Origin of the sequence: Paenibacillus agilis, assembly GCF_007786455.1 — a bacterium.
GTDB classification, from domain to species: domain Bacteria; phylum Bacillota; class Bacilli; order Paenibacillales; family Paenibacillaceae; genus Paenibacillus_B; species Paenibacillus_B agilis.
The window spans coordinates 3,574,776-3,591,005 of record NZ_VNJK01000001.1 but is presented as its reverse complement, the minus strand read 5'-3'; the positions used below and the strand labels follow the sequence as shown (position 1 = coordinate 3,591,005).

At 47.3% G+C, this 16,230-nt stretch carries 17 protein-coding genes; all 17 read left to right on the top strand.

Annotation, left to right across the window (positions count from 1 at the left end):
- Nucleotides 1-38 precede the first annotated feature (38 nt).
- The 17 genes from trpB (at nucleotide 39) to FPZ44_RS15870 (ending at nucleotide 16,103) form a co-directional block, all read left to right on the top strand.
- Entirely contained in the window at nucleotides 39-1,250 is a 1,212-nt protein-coding gene (trpB, locus tag FPZ44_RS15950) for a tryptophan synthase subunit beta (protein ID WP_144991520.1), read from the top strand.
- Nucleotides 1,247-2,062 carry a tryptophan synthase subunit alpha gene (gene trpA, locus FPZ44_RS15945; protein ID WP_144991519.1) on the top strand — a complete coding sequence of 272 codons (816 nt, stop codon included), beginning with the start codon at nucleotides 1,247-1,249 and terminating at the stop codon, nucleotides 2,060-2,062. The genes trpB and trpA overlap by 4 nt, the downstream gene beginning before the upstream one ends.
- Before the next feature lie 113 nt (nucleotides 2,063-2,175).
- The gene (locus FPZ44_RS15940) at nucleotides 2,176-2,823 is read left to right on the top strand and encodes a phosphoribosylanthranilate isomerase (RefSeq protein ID WP_222429805.1); all 648 of its coding nucleotides are present in this window, start codon (nucleotides 2,176-2,178) and stop codon (nucleotides 2,821-2,823) included.
- Between the two features lie 15 nt (nucleotides 2,824-2,838).
- Nucleotides 2,839-3,897 carry a Gfo/Idh/MocA family protein gene (locus FPZ44_RS15935; RefSeq protein WP_144991518.1) on the top strand — a complete coding sequence of 353 codons (1,059 nt, stop codon included), beginning with the start codon at nucleotides 2,839-2,841 and terminating at the stop codon, nucleotides 3,895-3,897.
- Between the two features lie 5 nt (nucleotides 3,898-3,902).
- Nucleotides 3,903-5,030, top strand: coding sequence for a DegT/DnrJ/EryC1/StrS family aminotransferase (locus tag FPZ44_RS15930; protein ID WP_144991517.1), 1,128 nt, complete (start codon nucleotides 3,903-3,905; stop codon nucleotides 5,028-5,030).
- A gap of 2 nt (nucleotides 5,031-5,032) precedes the next feature.
- Nucleotides 5,033-6,160, top strand: coding sequence for a DegT/DnrJ/EryC1/StrS family aminotransferase (locus FPZ44_RS15925; RefSeq protein WP_144991516.1), 1,128 nt, complete (start codon nucleotides 5,033-5,035; stop codon nucleotides 6,158-6,160).
- The gene (locus FPZ44_RS15920) at nucleotides 6,153-7,094 is read left to right on the top strand and encodes a sugar phosphate isomerase/epimerase family protein (RefSeq protein WP_144991515.1); all 942 of its coding nucleotides are present in this window, start codon (nucleotides 6,153-6,155) and stop codon (nucleotides 7,092-7,094) included. The genes FPZ44_RS15925 and FPZ44_RS15920 overlap by 8 nt, the downstream gene beginning before the upstream one ends.
- Complete coding sequence (locus FPZ44_RS15915; RefSeq protein WP_144991514.1) at nucleotides 7,094-8,419, top strand: M20/M25/M40 family metallo-hydrolase; 1,326 nt, start codon at nucleotides 7,094-7,096, stop codon at nucleotides 8,417-8,419. Before FPZ44_RS15920 ends, FPZ44_RS15915 begins: the two co-directional genes overlap by 1 nt.
- On the top strand, nucleotides 8,416-9,558 hold the full coding sequence (locus FPZ44_RS15910; RefSeq protein WP_144991513.1) for an Ldh family oxidoreductase: 1,143 nt from the start codon (nucleotides 8,416-8,418) through the stop codon (nucleotides 9,556-9,558). The genes FPZ44_RS15915 and FPZ44_RS15910 overlap by 4 nt, the downstream gene beginning before the upstream one ends.
- Before the next feature lie 21 nt (nucleotides 9,559-9,579).
- Nucleotides 9,580-10,500, top strand: a complete 921-nt coding sequence (locus FPZ44_RS15905) for a Gfo/Idh/MocA family protein (RefSeq protein WP_144991512.1) — start codon at nucleotides 9,580-9,582, stop codon at nucleotides 10,498-10,500.
- On the top strand, nucleotides 10,497-10,925 hold the full coding sequence (locus FPZ44_RS15900; protein ID WP_144991511.1) for a DUF6917 domain-containing protein: 429 nt from the start codon (nucleotides 10,497-10,499) through the stop codon (nucleotides 10,923-10,925). The genes FPZ44_RS15905 and FPZ44_RS15900 overlap by 4 nt, the downstream gene beginning before the upstream one ends.
- A gap of 36 nt (nucleotides 10,926-10,961) precedes the next feature.
- A complete protein-coding gene (locus FPZ44_RS15895) occupies nucleotides 10,962-12,308 on the top strand; it encodes a nucleotide sugar dehydrogenase (protein WP_144991510.1) in 1,347 nt (448 codons plus the stop codon).
- A gap of 105 nt (nucleotides 12,309-12,413) precedes the next feature.
- Nucleotides 12,414-13,109: a B3/B4 domain-containing protein gene (locus FPZ44_RS15890; RefSeq protein ID WP_144991509.1), complete on the top strand. Its 696-nt coding sequence runs from the start codon at nucleotides 12,414-12,416 to the stop codon at nucleotides 13,107-13,109.
- Between the two features lie 111 nt (nucleotides 13,110-13,220).
- Complete coding sequence (locus tag FPZ44_RS15885) at nucleotides 13,221-14,150, top strand: DMT family transporter (protein WP_144991508.1); 930 nt, start codon at nucleotides 13,221-13,223, stop codon at nucleotides 14,148-14,150.
- Nucleotides 14,151-14,212: 62 nt separating this feature from the next.
- Nucleotides 14,213-14,653, top strand: coding sequence for an NUDIX hydrolase (locus tag FPZ44_RS15880; RefSeq protein WP_144991507.1), 441 nt, complete (start codon nucleotides 14,213-14,215; stop codon nucleotides 14,651-14,653).
- A gap of 218 nt (nucleotides 14,654-14,871) precedes the next feature.
- Entirely contained in the window at nucleotides 14,872-15,348 is a 477-nt protein-coding gene (locus FPZ44_RS15875; protein ID WP_144991506.1) for a GNAT family N-acetyltransferase, read from the top strand.
- A 65-nt stretch (nucleotides 15,349-15,413) separates the two neighbouring features.
- Nucleotides 15,414-16,103, top strand: a complete 690-nt coding sequence (locus FPZ44_RS15870) for a phosphotransferase family protein (RefSeq protein ID WP_144991505.1) — start codon at nucleotides 15,414-15,416, stop codon at nucleotides 16,101-16,103.
- Nucleotides 16,104-16,230: the final 127 nt, after the last annotated feature.

Sequence of the window (16,230 nt, the reverse complement as noted above, 5' to 3'; positions counted from 1 at the left end):
GGTTCGTTGAGCAAATAGCAGAGGAGGAAAAAGAAGAAATGAATGGATTTTTTGGACAATTCGGCGGTGCGTTCGTTGCGGAAACGTTAATTCGAAACTTAGAAGAACTAGAGCATGAATACGAAAGAATTAAGGAAGATGCTGCTTTCAGAAATGAAGTGGCGGCTATATTGAAGCATTTTGTGGGGAGACCTACACCGCTTACTCCGCTGCATCGAATTCCATCCAAATTAGGTGGGGCCAAGCTCTATCTCAAGCGGGAGGATTTGACGCACACGGGTGCCCATAAGATTAATAATGCACTCGCACAAGCATTGTTAGCTCGAAAAATTGGCAAGCGGCGAATCGTTGCTGAGACGGGAGCGGGCCAACATGGCGTAGCGGTTGCGACCGTGTGCAGCTTGCTCGGAATCGAGTGCGTTGTGTATATGGGTGCTGTCGATGCAGCACGTCAAGCACCGAATGTACAACGCATGAAATTGCTTGGCGCAGATTTGCGACTCGTTCACGCTGGCCAACAAACGTTGAAGGATGCGATCGGTGAAGCGATTCGTGACTGGATTACGAATGTGCATGATACGCACTATTTGCTAGGCTCAGCAGTTGGTCCTCATCCCTTCCCCAAAATAGTGGCTGATTTTCAATCCATTATCGGCGAGGAAGCAAGAGAGCAAATATGGGAAGCCGAAGGTAGGTCACCTGACTACGTCGTTGCTTGTGTAGGGGGAGGCAGCAATGCTATTGGCATATTTAACGGATTCATCGACGATCCAGATGTGAAGCTGATCGGTGTACAGGCTGCAGGCGAAGGGATTGAGAGCAGCAAACATGCCGCCCCACTCGTAAAAGGCTCGCTCGGTATCGTTCAAGGCAGCTTTACGTATATGCTGCAAGATGCGTACGGTCAAATTCTTGAAACACACAGCATCGCCCCTGGCTTGGATTATCCAGGTGTAGGTCCGCAGCACAGCTATTTGAAAGATAGCGGCCGTGTAGAGTACACCTCGATTAATGATCGTGAGGCACTTAAAGCATTTGAATATTTGTGCCGTACAGAAGGAATACTCCCAGCGCTTGAGTCGTCTCATGCCGTTGCCTATGCTTTGAAGCTGGCCCCAACTCTTTCAGAAGACAAGATTGTACTAGTTAATTTGTCTGGACGTGGAGACAAGGACATGAATCAGGCGATGGAAGGCTTGGAGCGATTAGCACAATTAGAACAGTTGGAACTGGAAGGGGTGACGGTATGAGTCGTATCGAAAAGACGTTTGCCCAGCTTCGTGAAAAGGAAGAAGGCGCTTTGATTATGTATATTCCAGTCGGCTATCCGAACTTGGAAATTTCAGAGTCGTTAATTCGAGCGATTGCGGAATCTGGAGCGGACATTATCGAGCTAGGCGTCCCTTATGCGGACCCGCTAGCAGACGGTCCTACCATTCAGGAAGCTTGTTTGCAGGCTGTGAACAATGGTACCAACTTGGACATTTGTCTAGAGACCGTCAGCAAGCTGCGCGCGTCAGGCATAGACACTCCCATTGTATTTATGGGTTATTGCAATTCATTTCTTGCTTATGGCTTGGAGCGCTTGGCAGTCCAAGCAGTGGAAGCAGGCGTCGACGGCTTCATTATTCCAGACTTGCCTTCTACGATGGCACAGCCATGGGTACAGAAGTTTGAGCCGCATGGGCTCGATTTGATTTTCTTCCTTGCACCTACGACGAGTGAAGAGCGGGCTGCTGCTGTTGTGAAGCAGGGCAGTGGATTTTTATACTGCATTTCTGTTGCAGGTGTCACAGGCGTACGGCAGTCACTGCCTGATGAGCTGCCGGGCTTTATTCAACAAATTCGCAAGCAGTCGACTTTGCCGCTAGCTGTTGGCTTCGGTATATCCAATGAGCAGCATGTGAAGGAAGTAAGTGGTTATGCAGATGGAGCAATTGTAGGAAGCGCGCTTATTCAGATCATTAAGCAAGCTTCACCGGAGACAGTTGAGCAAGATGTACGTGCCTTTGTTCATCAGTTGAAAAATGCGACAAGGTCAGTTGCTGCGGAGCGAGTGTAGGATGGATAGCAGCTTCGGATAGCTTCGTAAAGAAGTTGTTCCATACAACTACGATGTCAGTAGGATCTTCGTATTGTGGTAATTTGTCATAGCTAAGATGTCGGGAGGTGTACATGATCGTTAGAGTGAAAATTTGCGGATTGACTACGATTGAAGCTGCGCTAGCTGCTGTCGATGCAGGTGCAGACTCGATTGGCTTTGTCTTTACGAGCAGCAAGCGAGAAATGACGCCAGAGAACGCGAAACGGATCATTCAATTGCTGCCACCTTACGTTACAACGACGGGTGTCTTCGTTAATGAAGAGCTCCATATCGTAAACGATATTGCTGCATACTGCCACTTGGATCTCGTGCAATTGCACGGACAAGAATCTCCCCAATATTGCGAGCAGGTGATACGACCTGTCGTCAAAACCATTTCCATTCGCAGCGAGGATGATTTAAGTCAGATAGATGCGTACACACATGAAAATAACGTGCGAGCCATTTTGCTGGATACGCATGTTGATGGAGCAACAGGCGGGACAGGTCAGCCATTTCCATGGAAATTTGCTGTCGGGGCTAGTGAAAAGCGAGCAATTATTTTAGCGGGCGGTTTGCATGTAGGGAATGTCGCGAGGGCTATAGAGCAAGTACGCCCGTACGCAGTTGATGTAAGCAGCGGTGTAGAAACAGAAGGAGTGAAAGACCGCTATAAAATGCGGAAATTCGTGCAAGAGGTGCATTCTGCCAACTTGGAAGCACATCTTGTGAGCGATTAAAGAGGAGCTGTATCCATGAAAAAATCGTTGATTTTTGGATTTGGAAGAGCTGGCCGCGGCTTGCATTTGCATTGTTTACGCAAGCTTCATACCGATCAACGGCACTCAGGCCTTTTTGATACAAAAGTCGGCGTTGTTGATCCTTATGCGAGCCATATACAAGAGCCTTCCCTTGCTTTTTTTCGAAATGTAAAGGATGTGGAGGGCTTCGCGCCAGAAGATACAGTCGTTCACATATGTACTTCTCCAGAACTGCATGCTGAAACGCTGCGGCAAGCGGCTGAGTATGGATATACAAACTTCATGATCGAGAAGCCGCTAGCTTCCACTTTGGCTGAGCTGGAGATGATACAGCAATTAGAACGGCAGTATGGATTGGACGTCCTTGTTGTAGCGAACTGGCTATCTAGTTCTTTAACAGGCAAGATTCGAGAAATTGTTCGTTCGAATCGATATGGACAGCTTACGCTTATTGTTGCGGAGCAGGACAAAGCCAGGCTGACTCGCACCTTGTCCAACATGAGTCATGACAGCGCATTAGATGTAGAAATTCCACATCTGGCTGCATTGGCTCTAAGTCTTGGCGGCGTGAAAGCGGACGTTGTACAAGCTTCTGTTACAGATATGCATGTGGAAGGTGCGGTCGTACCGAATTTGGGAACCGCTCATATTTCACTGCTGCATGCAGGTGGTCTGACCTCTCGTCTTAACTCGAATCTCGCATCTCCGGTCCGTAAGCGAACGATTCGCTTATATTTTGCGAACCATCAAGTCGTGGGTTATTATCCTTGCGCCCAAGATGACAGCTATTCTTGGCTGCAAATCTACGACAAAGACGGAGTGCTTATCGAACAGCAAGTGATGTACGATGATCCACTATCGGCGATGTTTGTGGAGTATTATCGATACTTTGATGGGCTGTGTGCGAAGCCTGAAAGTGACTTGGCCTTTAACGCGCAAGTTGTTGCTACGTTATGTGAGGCTAAGATGAAATGTGGACTTATGTTGTCTAAAGAAGAACAGGGATTATATGCAAGTGCAGGTTTGCACTATGAAACAGTAAAAACGGGGTGATCGAAATGGCAATTTCATTTTTCTCAGGTGCGGCTTCTTTTAAGCGTCAATGGGCGTTAATCGAAGAAGAGTTGGATAAGATTTTTGAATCAGGACAATTTACAAACGGACCGACTGTGAAAAAGTTTGAACAGGCGATGGAAGCTTATACAGGAGCGAAACATTGTATTGCGGTCGGCAATGCGACAGATGCGCTTATTATTATGCTGAAGGCGGCAGGAATCGGTCCAGGTGATGAAGTAATCGTTCCATGCTTTACGTTCTTTGCCTCTGCCTCAAGTGTCGGGCATGTAGGGGCTACACCTGTATTTTGCGATATCGATCCAGTGACATACAGCATCTCAATTGAGGATATTGAACGCAAAATTACTGAACGTACAAAGGCGATTATGCCGGTGCATTTATTTACACAGCTCGCCGATATGAAGGAAATTCAGCGTATTGCTGACAAGCATGGGTTGTTGGTATTGGAAGATAGCGCCGAGGCGATTGGTATGTTTCATGATGGTGTGCATGCTGGTTTAATTGGTCACGCTGGTGTTATTTCCTTTTTTCCGACTAAAACACTGGGCGCAATTGGTGATGCTGGCCTCATTGTTACGAATGATGATCTGCTTGCACAGCGGGTACGCAGATTGCGCATTCATGGTCAGGATGAAGGAGTTCCCTATGTATATCATGAAGTTGGGTACAACAGTCGGATGGATGATATTCAGGCAGCTGTATTATTATCGCGATTGCCTTATTTATCGCAGGAAATCGCCAAGCGTGCTCATTTAGCAGCACTATATAGTAAACATCTTGCAGCGAATCAACATGTTCAAACGCCTGCCATTAAAGAGCGGCAAGATACAACGAATCCCGTCTATTATGTGTATTTAATCGAGTGTGATCGCCGTAATGAACTTGTACAGTATTTGACGGATAACGGAATTGGTACAGAGGTGTATTACCCGCTGACTTTGCATACACAGCCTTGCTTCGAATCCCTTGGCTATCAAGAAGGAAGCATGCCGCATGCGGAACTGGCTTGTACAAGAACGGTTGGGCTGCCGCTATATCCTGACTTATCGGAGGAAGACGTCGCAGCGGTTAGTGAGGCTATTAACAAATTTTACGAAGGAGGGGTGTAAGGATGAGTGTTCCGTTTTTCAACTACGGTGCCAGATATGCGGAAGATCGTGATGTAATCAAAGATATCGTGTTCCAGGTAGGTGTCTCCGACAACTTTATTTTGAAGGAGGGGGTAGCTGACTTTGAGCAAGCGATTCGTGCCTATACAGGGGCGAAGCATGCGATAGCTGTGTCTAATGGAACGACAGCATTGAGCGTTATATTGCGGGCATTAGGAGTTGGCCCAGGTGTAGATGTGCTCACTCCTGCATTCTCCTTTATTTCTACGGCTAGTACAATTGCGCTGCTGCAAGCTCGTCCTGTATTTGTCGATGTGGATCCGGTGACAGGCATGCTGGACCCTGCTGATTTGGAAGCGAAAATTACACCGAACAGCCGTGTCGTCATTCCAACGCATCTGTTCTCCGTGATGGCTAATATGTCTGCAATTAGAGAGATCGCGGATCGGCATCAGCTGCATGTGCTGGAGGATAGCGCTGTAGCGTTAGGAGCCAGTATGAACGGTACGAAAGCTGGTTTGCTAGGCGACAGCGGGTTGTATTCGTTCTTTCCAGCTAAGCCGCTTGGTGGGATAGGCGATGGAGGAATTATCGTGACCAATGATGACGAGCTGGGACAGCGCTGCCGGATGCTGCGCAACCACGGGCAGGACGGCATTACTCGCTTCCTCCATCATCATCTTGGCTACAACCATCGCATGGATGAAGTGGTAGCGCGATATTTGCAGCATAAGCTCCTGAGGTTTGATCAGTTGATAGAGCGCCGTGCTCAGATAGCTGCTCGTTATAACGAGGCATTCGCAAGCTTAGCACCAGACATTCGCGTTGTAACTGACGATCATTATGACCGCGTGTACTATACGTATGTGCTGCAAAGCGAGCGCCGTGATGAATTGCAGCAGTTCTTGCAAGCACGGGGCATTGAGACCCAAATTTATTATCCGCTTGCTCTACCGCTGCAGCCCGCCTTTGCTTACTTAGGGCACAAGGAAGGTGATTTCCCGCATGCGGAAGCGTTGACGAAGAGGTCGCTTGCATTGCCGCTGTATGCGGAAATGCCTGATGAACATGTTGATCTCGTCATTGAGGCGGTTCTCGCCCATTCCCATCAGGTAGCCGTCCATGTTTAAGGGATATGGCGGTGACAGGGATGAGCAGGGTATCGCTTTGTCAGGACTACGTGCTGAAAAACGTATTGTGTTGTCGGGATTAAGCGATGAAGCGGGTTCTTCGCTTCGTGAACAAATCCAAGCCCATGAAGAATTAGGCTGGCGTGAGCTGGAAATTCGTACGGTGAACGGAAGCTCGATCGCAGATATCGAGGAAACGGACTTTCAAGCGATTAGGCGTGATATTGAGGCGGCTCATATGCGGGTCACCGTTGTATCCTCACGTATCGCCAATTGGGAACGGCCGATTACGGCACCTTTTGAATGGGATGCCGAGGAGTTGAAGCGGCTGGCAGCTAGAGTGCCAGCGCTTGGTACGAAATATATCCGCATTATGTCTTATCCGAATGATGGCTTGCCTGAGTCGGTGTGGAGGGGGAACGTTATCGAACGTATACGCCGCCTAACTGAAATAGCAGCGGATGCGGGTCTCATTCTGCTTCATGAGAACTGTGCAGGATGGGCAGGAGCTTCGGCAGACCATGCCTTGGATTTGGTAAAGTCGATCGATCTTCCTAACTTGCGCCTTCTATTTGATACAGGCAACGGCATTGCATATCGCTACGATACTCATGAGTATTTGAAAAAGGTGCTCCCATATGTGTCCCATGTTCATATTAAGGATGGCATTTGGGAGAATGAGCAGGCTGTCTACTCTCTGCCAGGAGAGGGACAATCCCGTGTGAGGGAATCGATTCGGTTACTATTTGAACATCATTATTCAGGAATCTTCGCTATTGAACCGCATTTGCATCTTATTCCACATTTGAAACAGCAGAGCCAGACAGATGGAGGCAGCTTGAAGCAATCGTATATTGCTTATGGCCGTCGCTTAGAAAGCCTACTGAATGAACTCCAAGAAACGGAAACGCAATCAGGAGGTGTATTTGTATAGTGGACACCGCTTTTACATCTCGATTATTCACTTCTAATCATGAAGAACTCCTTCTTGAACTGCTTAAATATGATACCGTTTCGCCTATGGAAACGGGGCAACCATCCTTAATAGCGGAGGCGCAGCAGCGATATGCCTTGTTTGCAGCAGTACGAACAGGTGCCCAAATCGTTGTACATGAGCCACCCGATCCTGCTTTATTAACAGGGGAAGAAGTTCCTTTATCCGTGAAAGAGCGGGCGTCACTCATGGAGCATGTATTTTGGGCATCTCAGCCGAATCTCGTCCTTCGCATCGGACCGCCGCGTCCACCAGCGCAGACGCTCGTCTTCAACTTTCATATGGACACGGTCGATGGCTCGTTCCCTGTTACGTATGATGGGGAAACGTTTGTTGGACGCGGAGCGGTAGATATGAAAGGCCCTGGTGTTGCGTTGTTGGCTGGTATTGAGGCTGCTTTGCAGAGTAAACCAGACCTGCTTGATTCATACAGCATCGTCATCCAATGTGTATCGGGTGAAGAAGGCGGCGCCATGGGCGTGTATGGCACAAAGGTACTTATTGATCAAGGCTGGTACGGTCATTTGAATATATTTGCCGAGCCTTCGAATGGCGTCTATTTTGATAAGTCGACGACATCGATGACAGCAAGGGTTGTTGTGGAGGGGAAAGACGCAACGGATGATGCACCCCACAGCGGACATAATGCTACTTTGCTGCTTGGTTATATCGCTCAACAATTGTTCACAGCTTTATCCGTACCAATTACAGAAGCAGGCGGAAAAATGTGTTTGGCAGGTGTTCATACCGGACAGATGCACAACAAGGTGTATGGAAGTGGACAGCTGCTTATGAACTTTGCTTATTTGTCAACGGAAGCAGGGCAGCAGTTCCGATTATGGATCGAAGAGGCGTTTGCTGATGCGGTACGACAATTTTCGGAGACGTTCAGCACGATTGCTGGCTCGGCTTTAACAGCAAGTGAGGCAAAGCAAATATGTCGCTTGGAATGGGTTAAGCAGGGCTTGCCCGTGCTCAATAACCGAGATGTTTCGCTTGAACGTTTCTTGACAGAGCTAGGCTTGGAACGAAGTCCGGATGATCACTTGCATGAAACCTTTACCTGCGATGCAATGTGGGCGCAGCGTGAAGGCAGCTATACGATCGTATATGGACCTGGAAGCTTAGAGAAAAATTTGGCCCATGCAGATGGTGAATGGATAACTAGAGAACAGTTGGAGGAGTATGCGATCTCCATTCGTCACTTGCTCCTATCATATGTAACGATCGCTCAAGACCAATCTGTAAAGGAGACGATTGCATGACTGGATCGCAAATTACGCAGCAGCAAGCAGAAGTTGTGTATGTACAATCGGAGCCCTTGCATCAGTTTGTCACCCAAGTGTTTCAAGCTTGTGGGGTATCGGAAAGCTACAGCCATACGGCGGCAGATGTATTGTGCTATGCGGATGAGAAAGGTTTTGATACGCATGGTATTACGAATTTGGATCGCATTTATGTGGCTCGGCTGCAGGATGGCCGCATTAATCCACAGGCAGAGTTCGCGATTGAAACAGAGACGCTAGGAACAGCTACGCTGGATGCTAAGCAGGGCTTAGGGCTTGTGGCAGGGGCACGCGCGATGGAGCTAGCGATTGAGAAAGCGCGCGCGACGGGCATTGGCTGTGTCGTCGTACGCAATTCCTCCCACTTTGGCAGTGCTGGCTATTATACAGCTCAGGCGCTTGATGCCGGTATGATAGGCATCGCGATGACGAATCTTGGCTCGCAGACGATTGCGCGTCCCTTGAATGGGACGGTCAATATGTTAGGGACGAATCCAATTGCCGTTAGCGCGCCGGCCCAGCATCTGCCTCCATTTGTGCTAGATATGAGCACAACCGTTGTGGCAACAGGCAAGATTCGGGCTGCAAAGCTTCGCGGCGAATCGATTCCAGAAGGATGGCTCATCGACGATGCAGGCAATCCCGTTATAGACCCGCAAGCTTATGAAGATGGCACGGGGCATTTGCAAATGCTCGGTGGTTCGCTTGCGACAGGCGGGGCAAAAGGCTATGGTCTTGCACTCGTCGTTGATATTTTATGCGGTATCTTGTCAGGTTCACAGGTAGGTCCTAGCCCGCAGTTGTTGGAGAAGGATGGCGTCTCTCATGCTAAAGAAGATCAAAATATTGGTCATTTTTTCCTTGCTATTCAAATAGATGCGTTTCGACCGCTCCTGGAATTCGGCACGCACATGGACAGCATGCTGCAAACCCTGCTGGATTGCCCAACCCCATCCCCAGAGAAGAAAGTCGTTTATCCAGGCTACTTGGAAGCGCAAAGAAGTAGTTCCCCTGTAGGAATTCCGCTGGATGTACATGTGTATGAGCAGCTGTTGGACTTGGCAAATAAGCTTAACATTGCAGCTCCAGAGCGCGAAGCAATCATACCTAACGTTTGAGGTAATAGAGGAGGATATAAGATGCAGCTTAACATAGGCATGATCGGAATGGGCGTTATTTCAAAATACTATGTAAATGCACTAACGAATCGTTTGACGAATCCGGTTCTGACGGCTGTATGTGATTTGAACGAGAGCAGACTTCAGCCGTTTCGTGAAAAAGGGATCAGCAGTTATCTGGATTATAAGGAGCTGCTGAAGCGAGATGATATTCATGCGGTTGTTATTAATGTGCCGAACGATAAGCATTTTGAAATATGCAAGCAGGCGCTGTTGGCAGGCAAGCACGTATGCTGCGAGAAGCCGATGACGCTTAAGTTGGAGGAAGCGAGACAGCTCGTAGAACTTTCGCGTGCGGCGAAGTTGACGATGTTTACTGCTTTTCATAGGCGGTACAATGTGCATTTCGAGAAAGCGCTGCAAAAACTGACTTCTTTGGATGAGGTGTCTTTTGTAACTGCCAGCTACTTGGAGAAAATTGAAGAGCATGCCGGAGATGATCAGTGGTATTTGCAGCCTGAACGGTGCGGAGGTGGATGCGTAGCGGATAATGGCCCGAATGTCTATGACACGTTGGCATTCTTCCTTGGACATATGAAAGTCCAATCCGTGGATATTACAAGGGATGAGCGCAATATTGATATGGAGGCGCGTGTGGAGCTGGTGACGGAAGAGGGCATTCCTGTCACGGTTGATCTGGATTGGGCTTATCCGAATGGAGAGCAGAAGGATGTACGGATCGTTTTCAAAAATGGCAGCGAAATTTATATCGATATGTTAGAAGGTTTCCAACAATTTAAATCGTCCTTGTTCCATGAGTATGAGGCGATTCTAGTGGATTTCGTTGCGAAAATTGAAGAGGGCAATTGCCATGGTGAAGACGGCTTTGATGCAGTTCGTCTTGTTCATGAAACTTATGAGGCAGAGGCGCTGCGTGTATGACCCATACGCTTAGTAACAGTATAGCGGCAGTCGTGAAGCGCACAGTCACCGGATCTTTTGTGAAGCTGCTATTCCATAAGCAGGAGCAGCGAGGGATGCAGTTGATTGAGCATGAGACACGCTGCGTGCAAGCGCATGAAATTCATGAAATCGTGACCACCGATCATCATGAAGCGAGAAGTGGTGATCGGATTGATAGAGTAGGGTTTCTCGGATTTGCCGAGCTTCACTGTGGAGGTATTGTAGAGCGTGGTGATCAGGTATGGATTAATGGTGAGCGGATCGGAGAAGTGTTAGGCTTCGACGAGTGCCACTATCCAAACCACTACAACATTATTATTGCGGTCGAAGCGCCTATTACAGCAACGGAGCTTTCGCTAACCGTAGAATCGCAAATTTCTTTCGTAGGACGCACATTCAATTAAACAGAGAACAAACATATGGAGCTATGGAGGTGGCTTATGAAGCTGGAGGAGAAATTGCTTGCTAAGCAAGCGCGAGTTGGAATTATTGGAATGGGCTATGTCGGTCTGCCGTTGGCTGTCGCTTTTGCACAAGAAGGCTATGAAGTAACAGGTGTCGATCTCAGTACCGAAAAAGTAGGAATGCTCAATGAAGGGCGATCCTATATATCTGATGTTGAGGATCGAGACATTTGCAATGTTCTGCTCAGCGGTCGTTTCGTGGCAACAACGGATTTCTCGGCTATTCAGCAGTTTGATGCCTTGTGCATTTGCGTGCCTACTCCGTTAAGCAAGCAGCAGGAGCCCAATCTTACGTACATCGAATCGGTTGTTGCTCAATTGAGTGTGTATTTGAAAAAGGATACTTTGGTCGTATTAGAAAGCACAACGTATCCGGGTACGACAGATGAACGAATTGCTGCTGTGCTTGCAGAAGAAGGGCTGCTTGCTGGAAGTGACTACTATTTATGCTATTCGCCTGAACGCGTTGATCCAGGCAATCAAACGTATTCGATCCGCAACACACCTAAAGTTGTTGGAGGTACTACGCCTACATGCTTGAAGCTGGGAGAGATATTGTACAGTTCCATTTGCGAACGTGTCGTGCCTGTATCTACAACGAAAGCAGCAGAGATGTCCAAGCTGCTGGAAAATACGTTCCGCAGTGTGAACATAGCCTTTATTAACGAAGTGGCCCTCATGTGCGATACGCTGGGCATTAACGTATGGGAAGTCATTCAAGCTGCCTCAACGAAACCATTCGGCTTTATGCCGTTCTATCCGGGGCCTGGCATAGGTGGACACTGCATTCCGCTTGATCCGATGTATTTGTCTTGGAAGGCGAAAGGGGAAAACTTCTTCAGCCGCTTTATCGAGCTGTCGCAGGATTTGAACCGCAATATGCCAAGGTATATTATTCAAAAAGTTGTTGAAGTATTGAATGTGCAGCGTAAAAGCATTAACGGCTCTCGCATCCTTCTTCTCGGGATGGCTTATAAGCCTAACGTCAATGATTTGCGCGAATCACCAAGTTTGGAAATCTATGAACTGTTGAAGGAAAAAGGCGCGGTGTTGACGGTTAATGATCCGGTGTGCGACTCCATGTCTGATAAGCACGGCAACAAGGTGGAAATCGAGCGAACGGTAAATGAAGCGGAGCTTAGCAAATATGACTGCATCGTTTTCTTGACGTCGCATGCTGTATATAACGTGCACGCAATCGCAGATTCTGGTGCGGCCATTTTGGACACACGCAACGCATTTGCAGGCTTGAAAGCACCGAATGTACTGCGAATTGGTGATGAACTGACATTGGAGCAGGATCGTTTGCTTGTGGCGCTGTAACTTCATTTGGATCATTGACTAATATGGATATTAATGGTACTATCCTCTCGCGACCATAGGTAATTCGACAGCAAATAGCTTAGTTGGTATCAGGAGGATTTATGGATGTATAGTGTTATACCGATGTCTGATCGTGTGCAGCAGCATTTGAATGATGTGAACGTGTACGGCTGCCTCTTGCAGCTTTCGCCTAAGCAGGATGATGTGTTACATGAACTGAATCTGACAGAAGATTGGCATCATATTCACGAGCAGTGGAGAGGAATGGCCAAGTCAACCGTCGGAGAACAACCTCGTATTGCTGCCTATCAGCAGCTGTATACTCAAATTGGATTAAATCCGAAGAAAACCCCACCATCTGTGCAAAATTTACTCCAGCGCTTCTTCATTAAGGACGAGCTCGACAAAATTCCAACCATTCATCCCATTGTAGATGCGGTAAACGTTGCGGCTATTCAGCATCTGATCCCATTAGGCGTATTCGATGCCCACGCAGTAGAAGGCAAGCTTCGCCTTGCTTTTACAGAAGGGGGCGAACCGTTTCAAGGTCTTGGTGAAAGTGAAGCAGCAGCTTTGCCAGCGGATGTATTGGTGTTGGCTGATGATGCGAAAGTGTTGTCTCGCTTCTGTTACCGTGATGGAGAATCACAAAAAGTAACTGCGAATACAGCTACCATTTGGCTGCTGGGCTGCCAAGTTCCAGGGATTGAAGAGTATGATATAACCGAATCGCTCGACAAGGCCATTCAGATTCTTGGCCGCGCCTATCGTATCGAACGCTTAGATCAAGCTGAGAACTAATTCGTTGTCATTTGTGATGAATAAATGTATTGAATCGCACCATTGCGATGGCGTTCCACTTCCTAGTTCAACTAGGGGGAGCGCCTTATTTTCGTCTGGAGGGGACCTAAATTGACTACAAATGCAAAAGCGTACTGGGCGATGAGTATTGCGATGATTACGGTAGGCAGCTCTTTCGTCATTGGCAAACAGGTGTCGGCTGTCTTTCCCGTATATTTGGCTTCTGCAATACGCTGTGGGATTGCAGCGGCTATTTTGCTTTTACTGTTATATGTACGAGAGGGCATTCCAAAGATTATTCCGAAAGATCGCTTCTGGCTATTCGTTCAATCGTTGACGGGTGTGTTTGGATTCGGCATTTGTTTACTGTATGGATTGAAATATACATCGGCTGGCGAGAGCGGCATTATTATGAGTACGACGCCGATGATTATCGCGCTCATCTCCTTTTTATTTTTAAGAGAACGCTTATCTCTATACAAATGGTTTAGTGTTGCACTTGCGGTGATCGGAATAGCCGTGTTGAAGCTGAGTCATTTGGATGTGGATACAAGCGCAGTTGCAGGTTCAGAATCACTTGTTTGGCTAGGTAATCTGCTCGTATTTTTCGCTGTCATTGGCGAGGCCTTGTTTACGATTTTCGGCAAAGTGCTTTCTGCTAGACTATCTCCGCTTGCGATTGCTACGTTCGTGACGCTGCTTGGATTTTTGATGTTTCTTCCGTTCGGTATCTATGAAGCATTTACGTTTGATTTTGCACAGCCGACTATTTTGGATTGGACCTACATTTTGTATTATGCGGTGGTTGTGACCGTGCTTGGCTTTATTTTGTGGTATTACGGTGTTTCTCTTGTACCGACAGGTACGTCAGCTGTGTTTACAGGTTTGATTGCGGTATCCTCTCTCGTATTCTCGTATATTTTTCTGCGAGAGCCATTCCACTGGAGTCATTTAGCTGGTATAATCTGTGTCCTGGCTGCGATTGTAATCTCTTCGATACCTTCGAAGGCAGAAGAGAATCAAGCTGCAATTGGAGCGTAAACCTAGCTTAGAGATTTAGGCTGGTAAACAACAGTTGATGCAACACGGAGGACTAGAAACCGATGAGACGAGTGGATGTAGCTTATAGTTTAATTACGGATGAAACGAAATCCAAAGTATTAATGGTACAAAATCACGATCATGATGGTCGCTGGTCTTTACCTGGCGGAGCGGTTGAGGCAGGGGAAACGTTGGAGCAAGCTGTGATTCGTGAGGCGCAAGAGGAAACCGGATATATGGTAAAAGTATTTGGGTTAGTAGCTGTGAATGAGTGTATGTTTGAAGATATTCAGGAGCATGCTGTATTTTTCACTTTTAGGGCGAGTATCGTTGATGGACAGGAGCAGTTGAGCAGACCTGACGAAATTAGTCAGATTGCATGGGTGGATTTGCAGGAAGCCGATGAGCGCATGCCATACATCAAGGATGGCGTAAGCCGTCTTATTGAACGAGCACAAGAAATTCCTTATCATGATCAAGGGAGAAGAGGACTCGGCTCCTAGCGAGTGGTATGTTAAAAAAGTGAACAAAGACAGAGATTGTTTTTGCGTGGATTCTCATGAATACTCATGAACTCGCGCTAGAAGCAGTCTCTTTTTTATTGACTTTGTAGTTTGTGTTATATATTTCCACTGCAAGGTTGATCGGCTATGATTAGGAGAGAAATATTTGACCGTTTACTAGCCTTTTAGAACAAAAATTGATATACGAGGTGAACGTTATGATTCGTGCATTCCGGGATCAGGATAAAGATTATGTGATTGAAGCACATGGCCGTATTTACAAGGAAGAATATCAGTTTGATCATACATTCGCAGCATATATCAATGATTCGGTGCACGACTTTGTTAGCCAAGCAAATCGGGAGAAAGAATATATTTGGATAGCTGAAGTGGACGGTAATCCGAAAGGGATGATAGGTATCGCACGAGTGGACAATGATACCGCTCGACTGCGTTGGTTTTTAGTAGAGCCTGATGCGAGAGCGCAAGGTCTTGGCAAACAGTTGATGAAACAAGCTGTTACATTTAGCGAACAGCAGCAATATAAGCGGATTATCCTTTGGACTCATTCTGATCTCTTTCAAGCAAGAAAGCTTTACGCACGCTATGGATTCAGACCGGTCGAGACGACTTCCAAACAGTTATCCGGACAAGAGCTGATCGAAGAGAAGTGGGAGCTAGATTTAGTTGAATGAAGTGTTAATACGCTGTGATAGGTGTATAAGATATGCCGATATGATGATAAATAGGAGAATGGCTAATGACTATGGGGAGAATCATAGGACAAGGGAGAACGGCAGATGTATATGAATTTGCAGATGGAAATGTGCTGAAATGGTATCATGAATCCATGCCTAGAGCTGCCGTTGTAGAGGAGTATCGTGTGAGTCAAGCTGTCTCTGCTACAGGAGTCTTAACGCCAAAGCCGTTGGAAATGATAGAAGTAGAAGGCAGGATCGGTATCGTATTTCAAAAAGTCGAGGGAGATACGCTGCTTAAGCAATTGGCATCACATCCGTGGCGTATTGGAACGCTGACGAGACAGTTGGCTGAGCTGCATGTTAGCATCCATCAGCAAAAGGCCCCTGATGCGCTGCGGCAGCAGAAAGTGGTGCTGCGCGATAGTATTTCGCATGCTCCGTATCTTACTGATGATGAGAAAGAGCAAGTGCTGTTGGAGTTGGATGCTTTGCCCGCAGGGGACAGTCTCTGTCATGGAGATTTTCATCCGGATAATGTGCTTGTTGGCAGAGAAACCTGGATCATCGATTGGATGACCGGAATGTCCGGCAGCCCAGCGGTAGATACGGCGAGAACCGTGTTGTTACTGCGATTGGGCACATTGCCAGAGGGAATGCCGGCTTGGACACGGGCAGCTATACAAGTGTTAAGAAAAGTTATGCTGTACATTTATTTGAAACAGTATCTTCTTCGTTCACGTATGAAATGAGAAGAAATAGAACGTTGGATACTGCCTGTTGCAGCCGCCAGATTGACGGACTCGATTCCAGAAGCAGAGAAAATGGCGCTTGTGCAGCTGATAAGGAAGAAGGGGAATTGGCGATAGTGATTTTGGA

What these genes read in the sequence shown, in the direction of transcription:
- FPZ44_RS15895 (WP_144991510.1), top strand. Translation starts at nt 10,962, where the DNA reads ATGAAGCTGGAGGAGAAATTGCTTGCTAAGCAAGCGCGAGTTGGAATT.
- trpB (WP_144991520.1), top strand. Translation starts at nt 39, where the DNA reads ATGAATGGATTTTTTGGACAATTCGGCGGTGCGTTCGTTGCGGAAACG.
- FPZ44_RS15920 (WP_144991515.1), top strand. Translation starts at nt 6,153, where the DNA reads ATGTTTAAGGGATATGGCGGTGACAGGGATGAGCAGGGTATCGCTTTG.
- FPZ44_RS15905 (WP_144991512.1), top strand. Translation starts at nt 9,580, where the DNA reads ATGCAGCTTAACATAGGCATGATCGGAATGGGCGTTATTTCAAAATAC.
- FPZ44_RS15900 (WP_144991511.1), top strand. Translation starts at nt 10,497, where the DNA reads ATGACCCATACGCTTAGTAACAGTATAGCGGCAGTCGTGAAGCGCACA.
- FPZ44_RS15910 (WP_144991513.1), top strand. Translation starts at nt 8,416, where the DNA reads ATGACTGGATCGCAAATTACGCAGCAGCAAGCAGAAGTTGTGTATGTA.
- FPZ44_RS15890 (WP_144991509.1), top strand. Translation starts at nt 12,414, where the DNA reads ATGTATAGTGTTATACCGATGTCTGATCGTGTGCAGCAGCATTTGAAT.
- FPZ44_RS15870 (WP_144991505.1), top strand. Translation starts at nt 15,414, where the DNA reads ATGACTATGGGGAGAATCATAGGACAAGGGAGAACGGCAGATGTATAT.
- FPZ44_RS15880 (WP_144991507.1), top strand. Translation starts at nt 14,213, where the DNA reads ATGAGACGAGTGGATGTAGCTTATAGTTTAATTACGGATGAAACGAAA.
- FPZ44_RS15875 (WP_144991506.1), top strand. Translation starts at nt 14,872, where the DNA reads ATGATTCGTGCATTCCGGGATCAGGATAAAGATTATGTGATTGAAGCA.
- FPZ44_RS15925 (WP_144991516.1), top strand. Translation starts at nt 5,033, where the DNA reads ATGAGTGTTCCGTTTTTCAACTACGGTGCCAGATATGCGGAAGATCGT.
- FPZ44_RS15940 (WP_222429805.1), top strand. Translation starts at nt 2,176, where the DNA reads ATGATCGTTAGAGTGAAAATTTGCGGATTGACTACGATTGAAGCTGCG.
- FPZ44_RS15935 (WP_144991518.1), top strand. Translation starts at nt 2,839, where the DNA reads ATGAAAAAATCGTTGATTTTTGGATTTGGAAGAGCTGGCCGCGGCTTG.
- FPZ44_RS15930 (WP_144991517.1), top strand. Translation starts at nt 3,903, where the DNA reads ATGGCAATTTCATTTTTCTCAGGTGCGGCTTCTTTTAAGCGTCAATGG.
- trpA (WP_144991519.1), top strand. Translation starts at nt 1,247, where the DNA reads ATGAGTCGTATCGAAAAGACGTTTGCCCAGCTTCGTGAAAAGGAAGAA.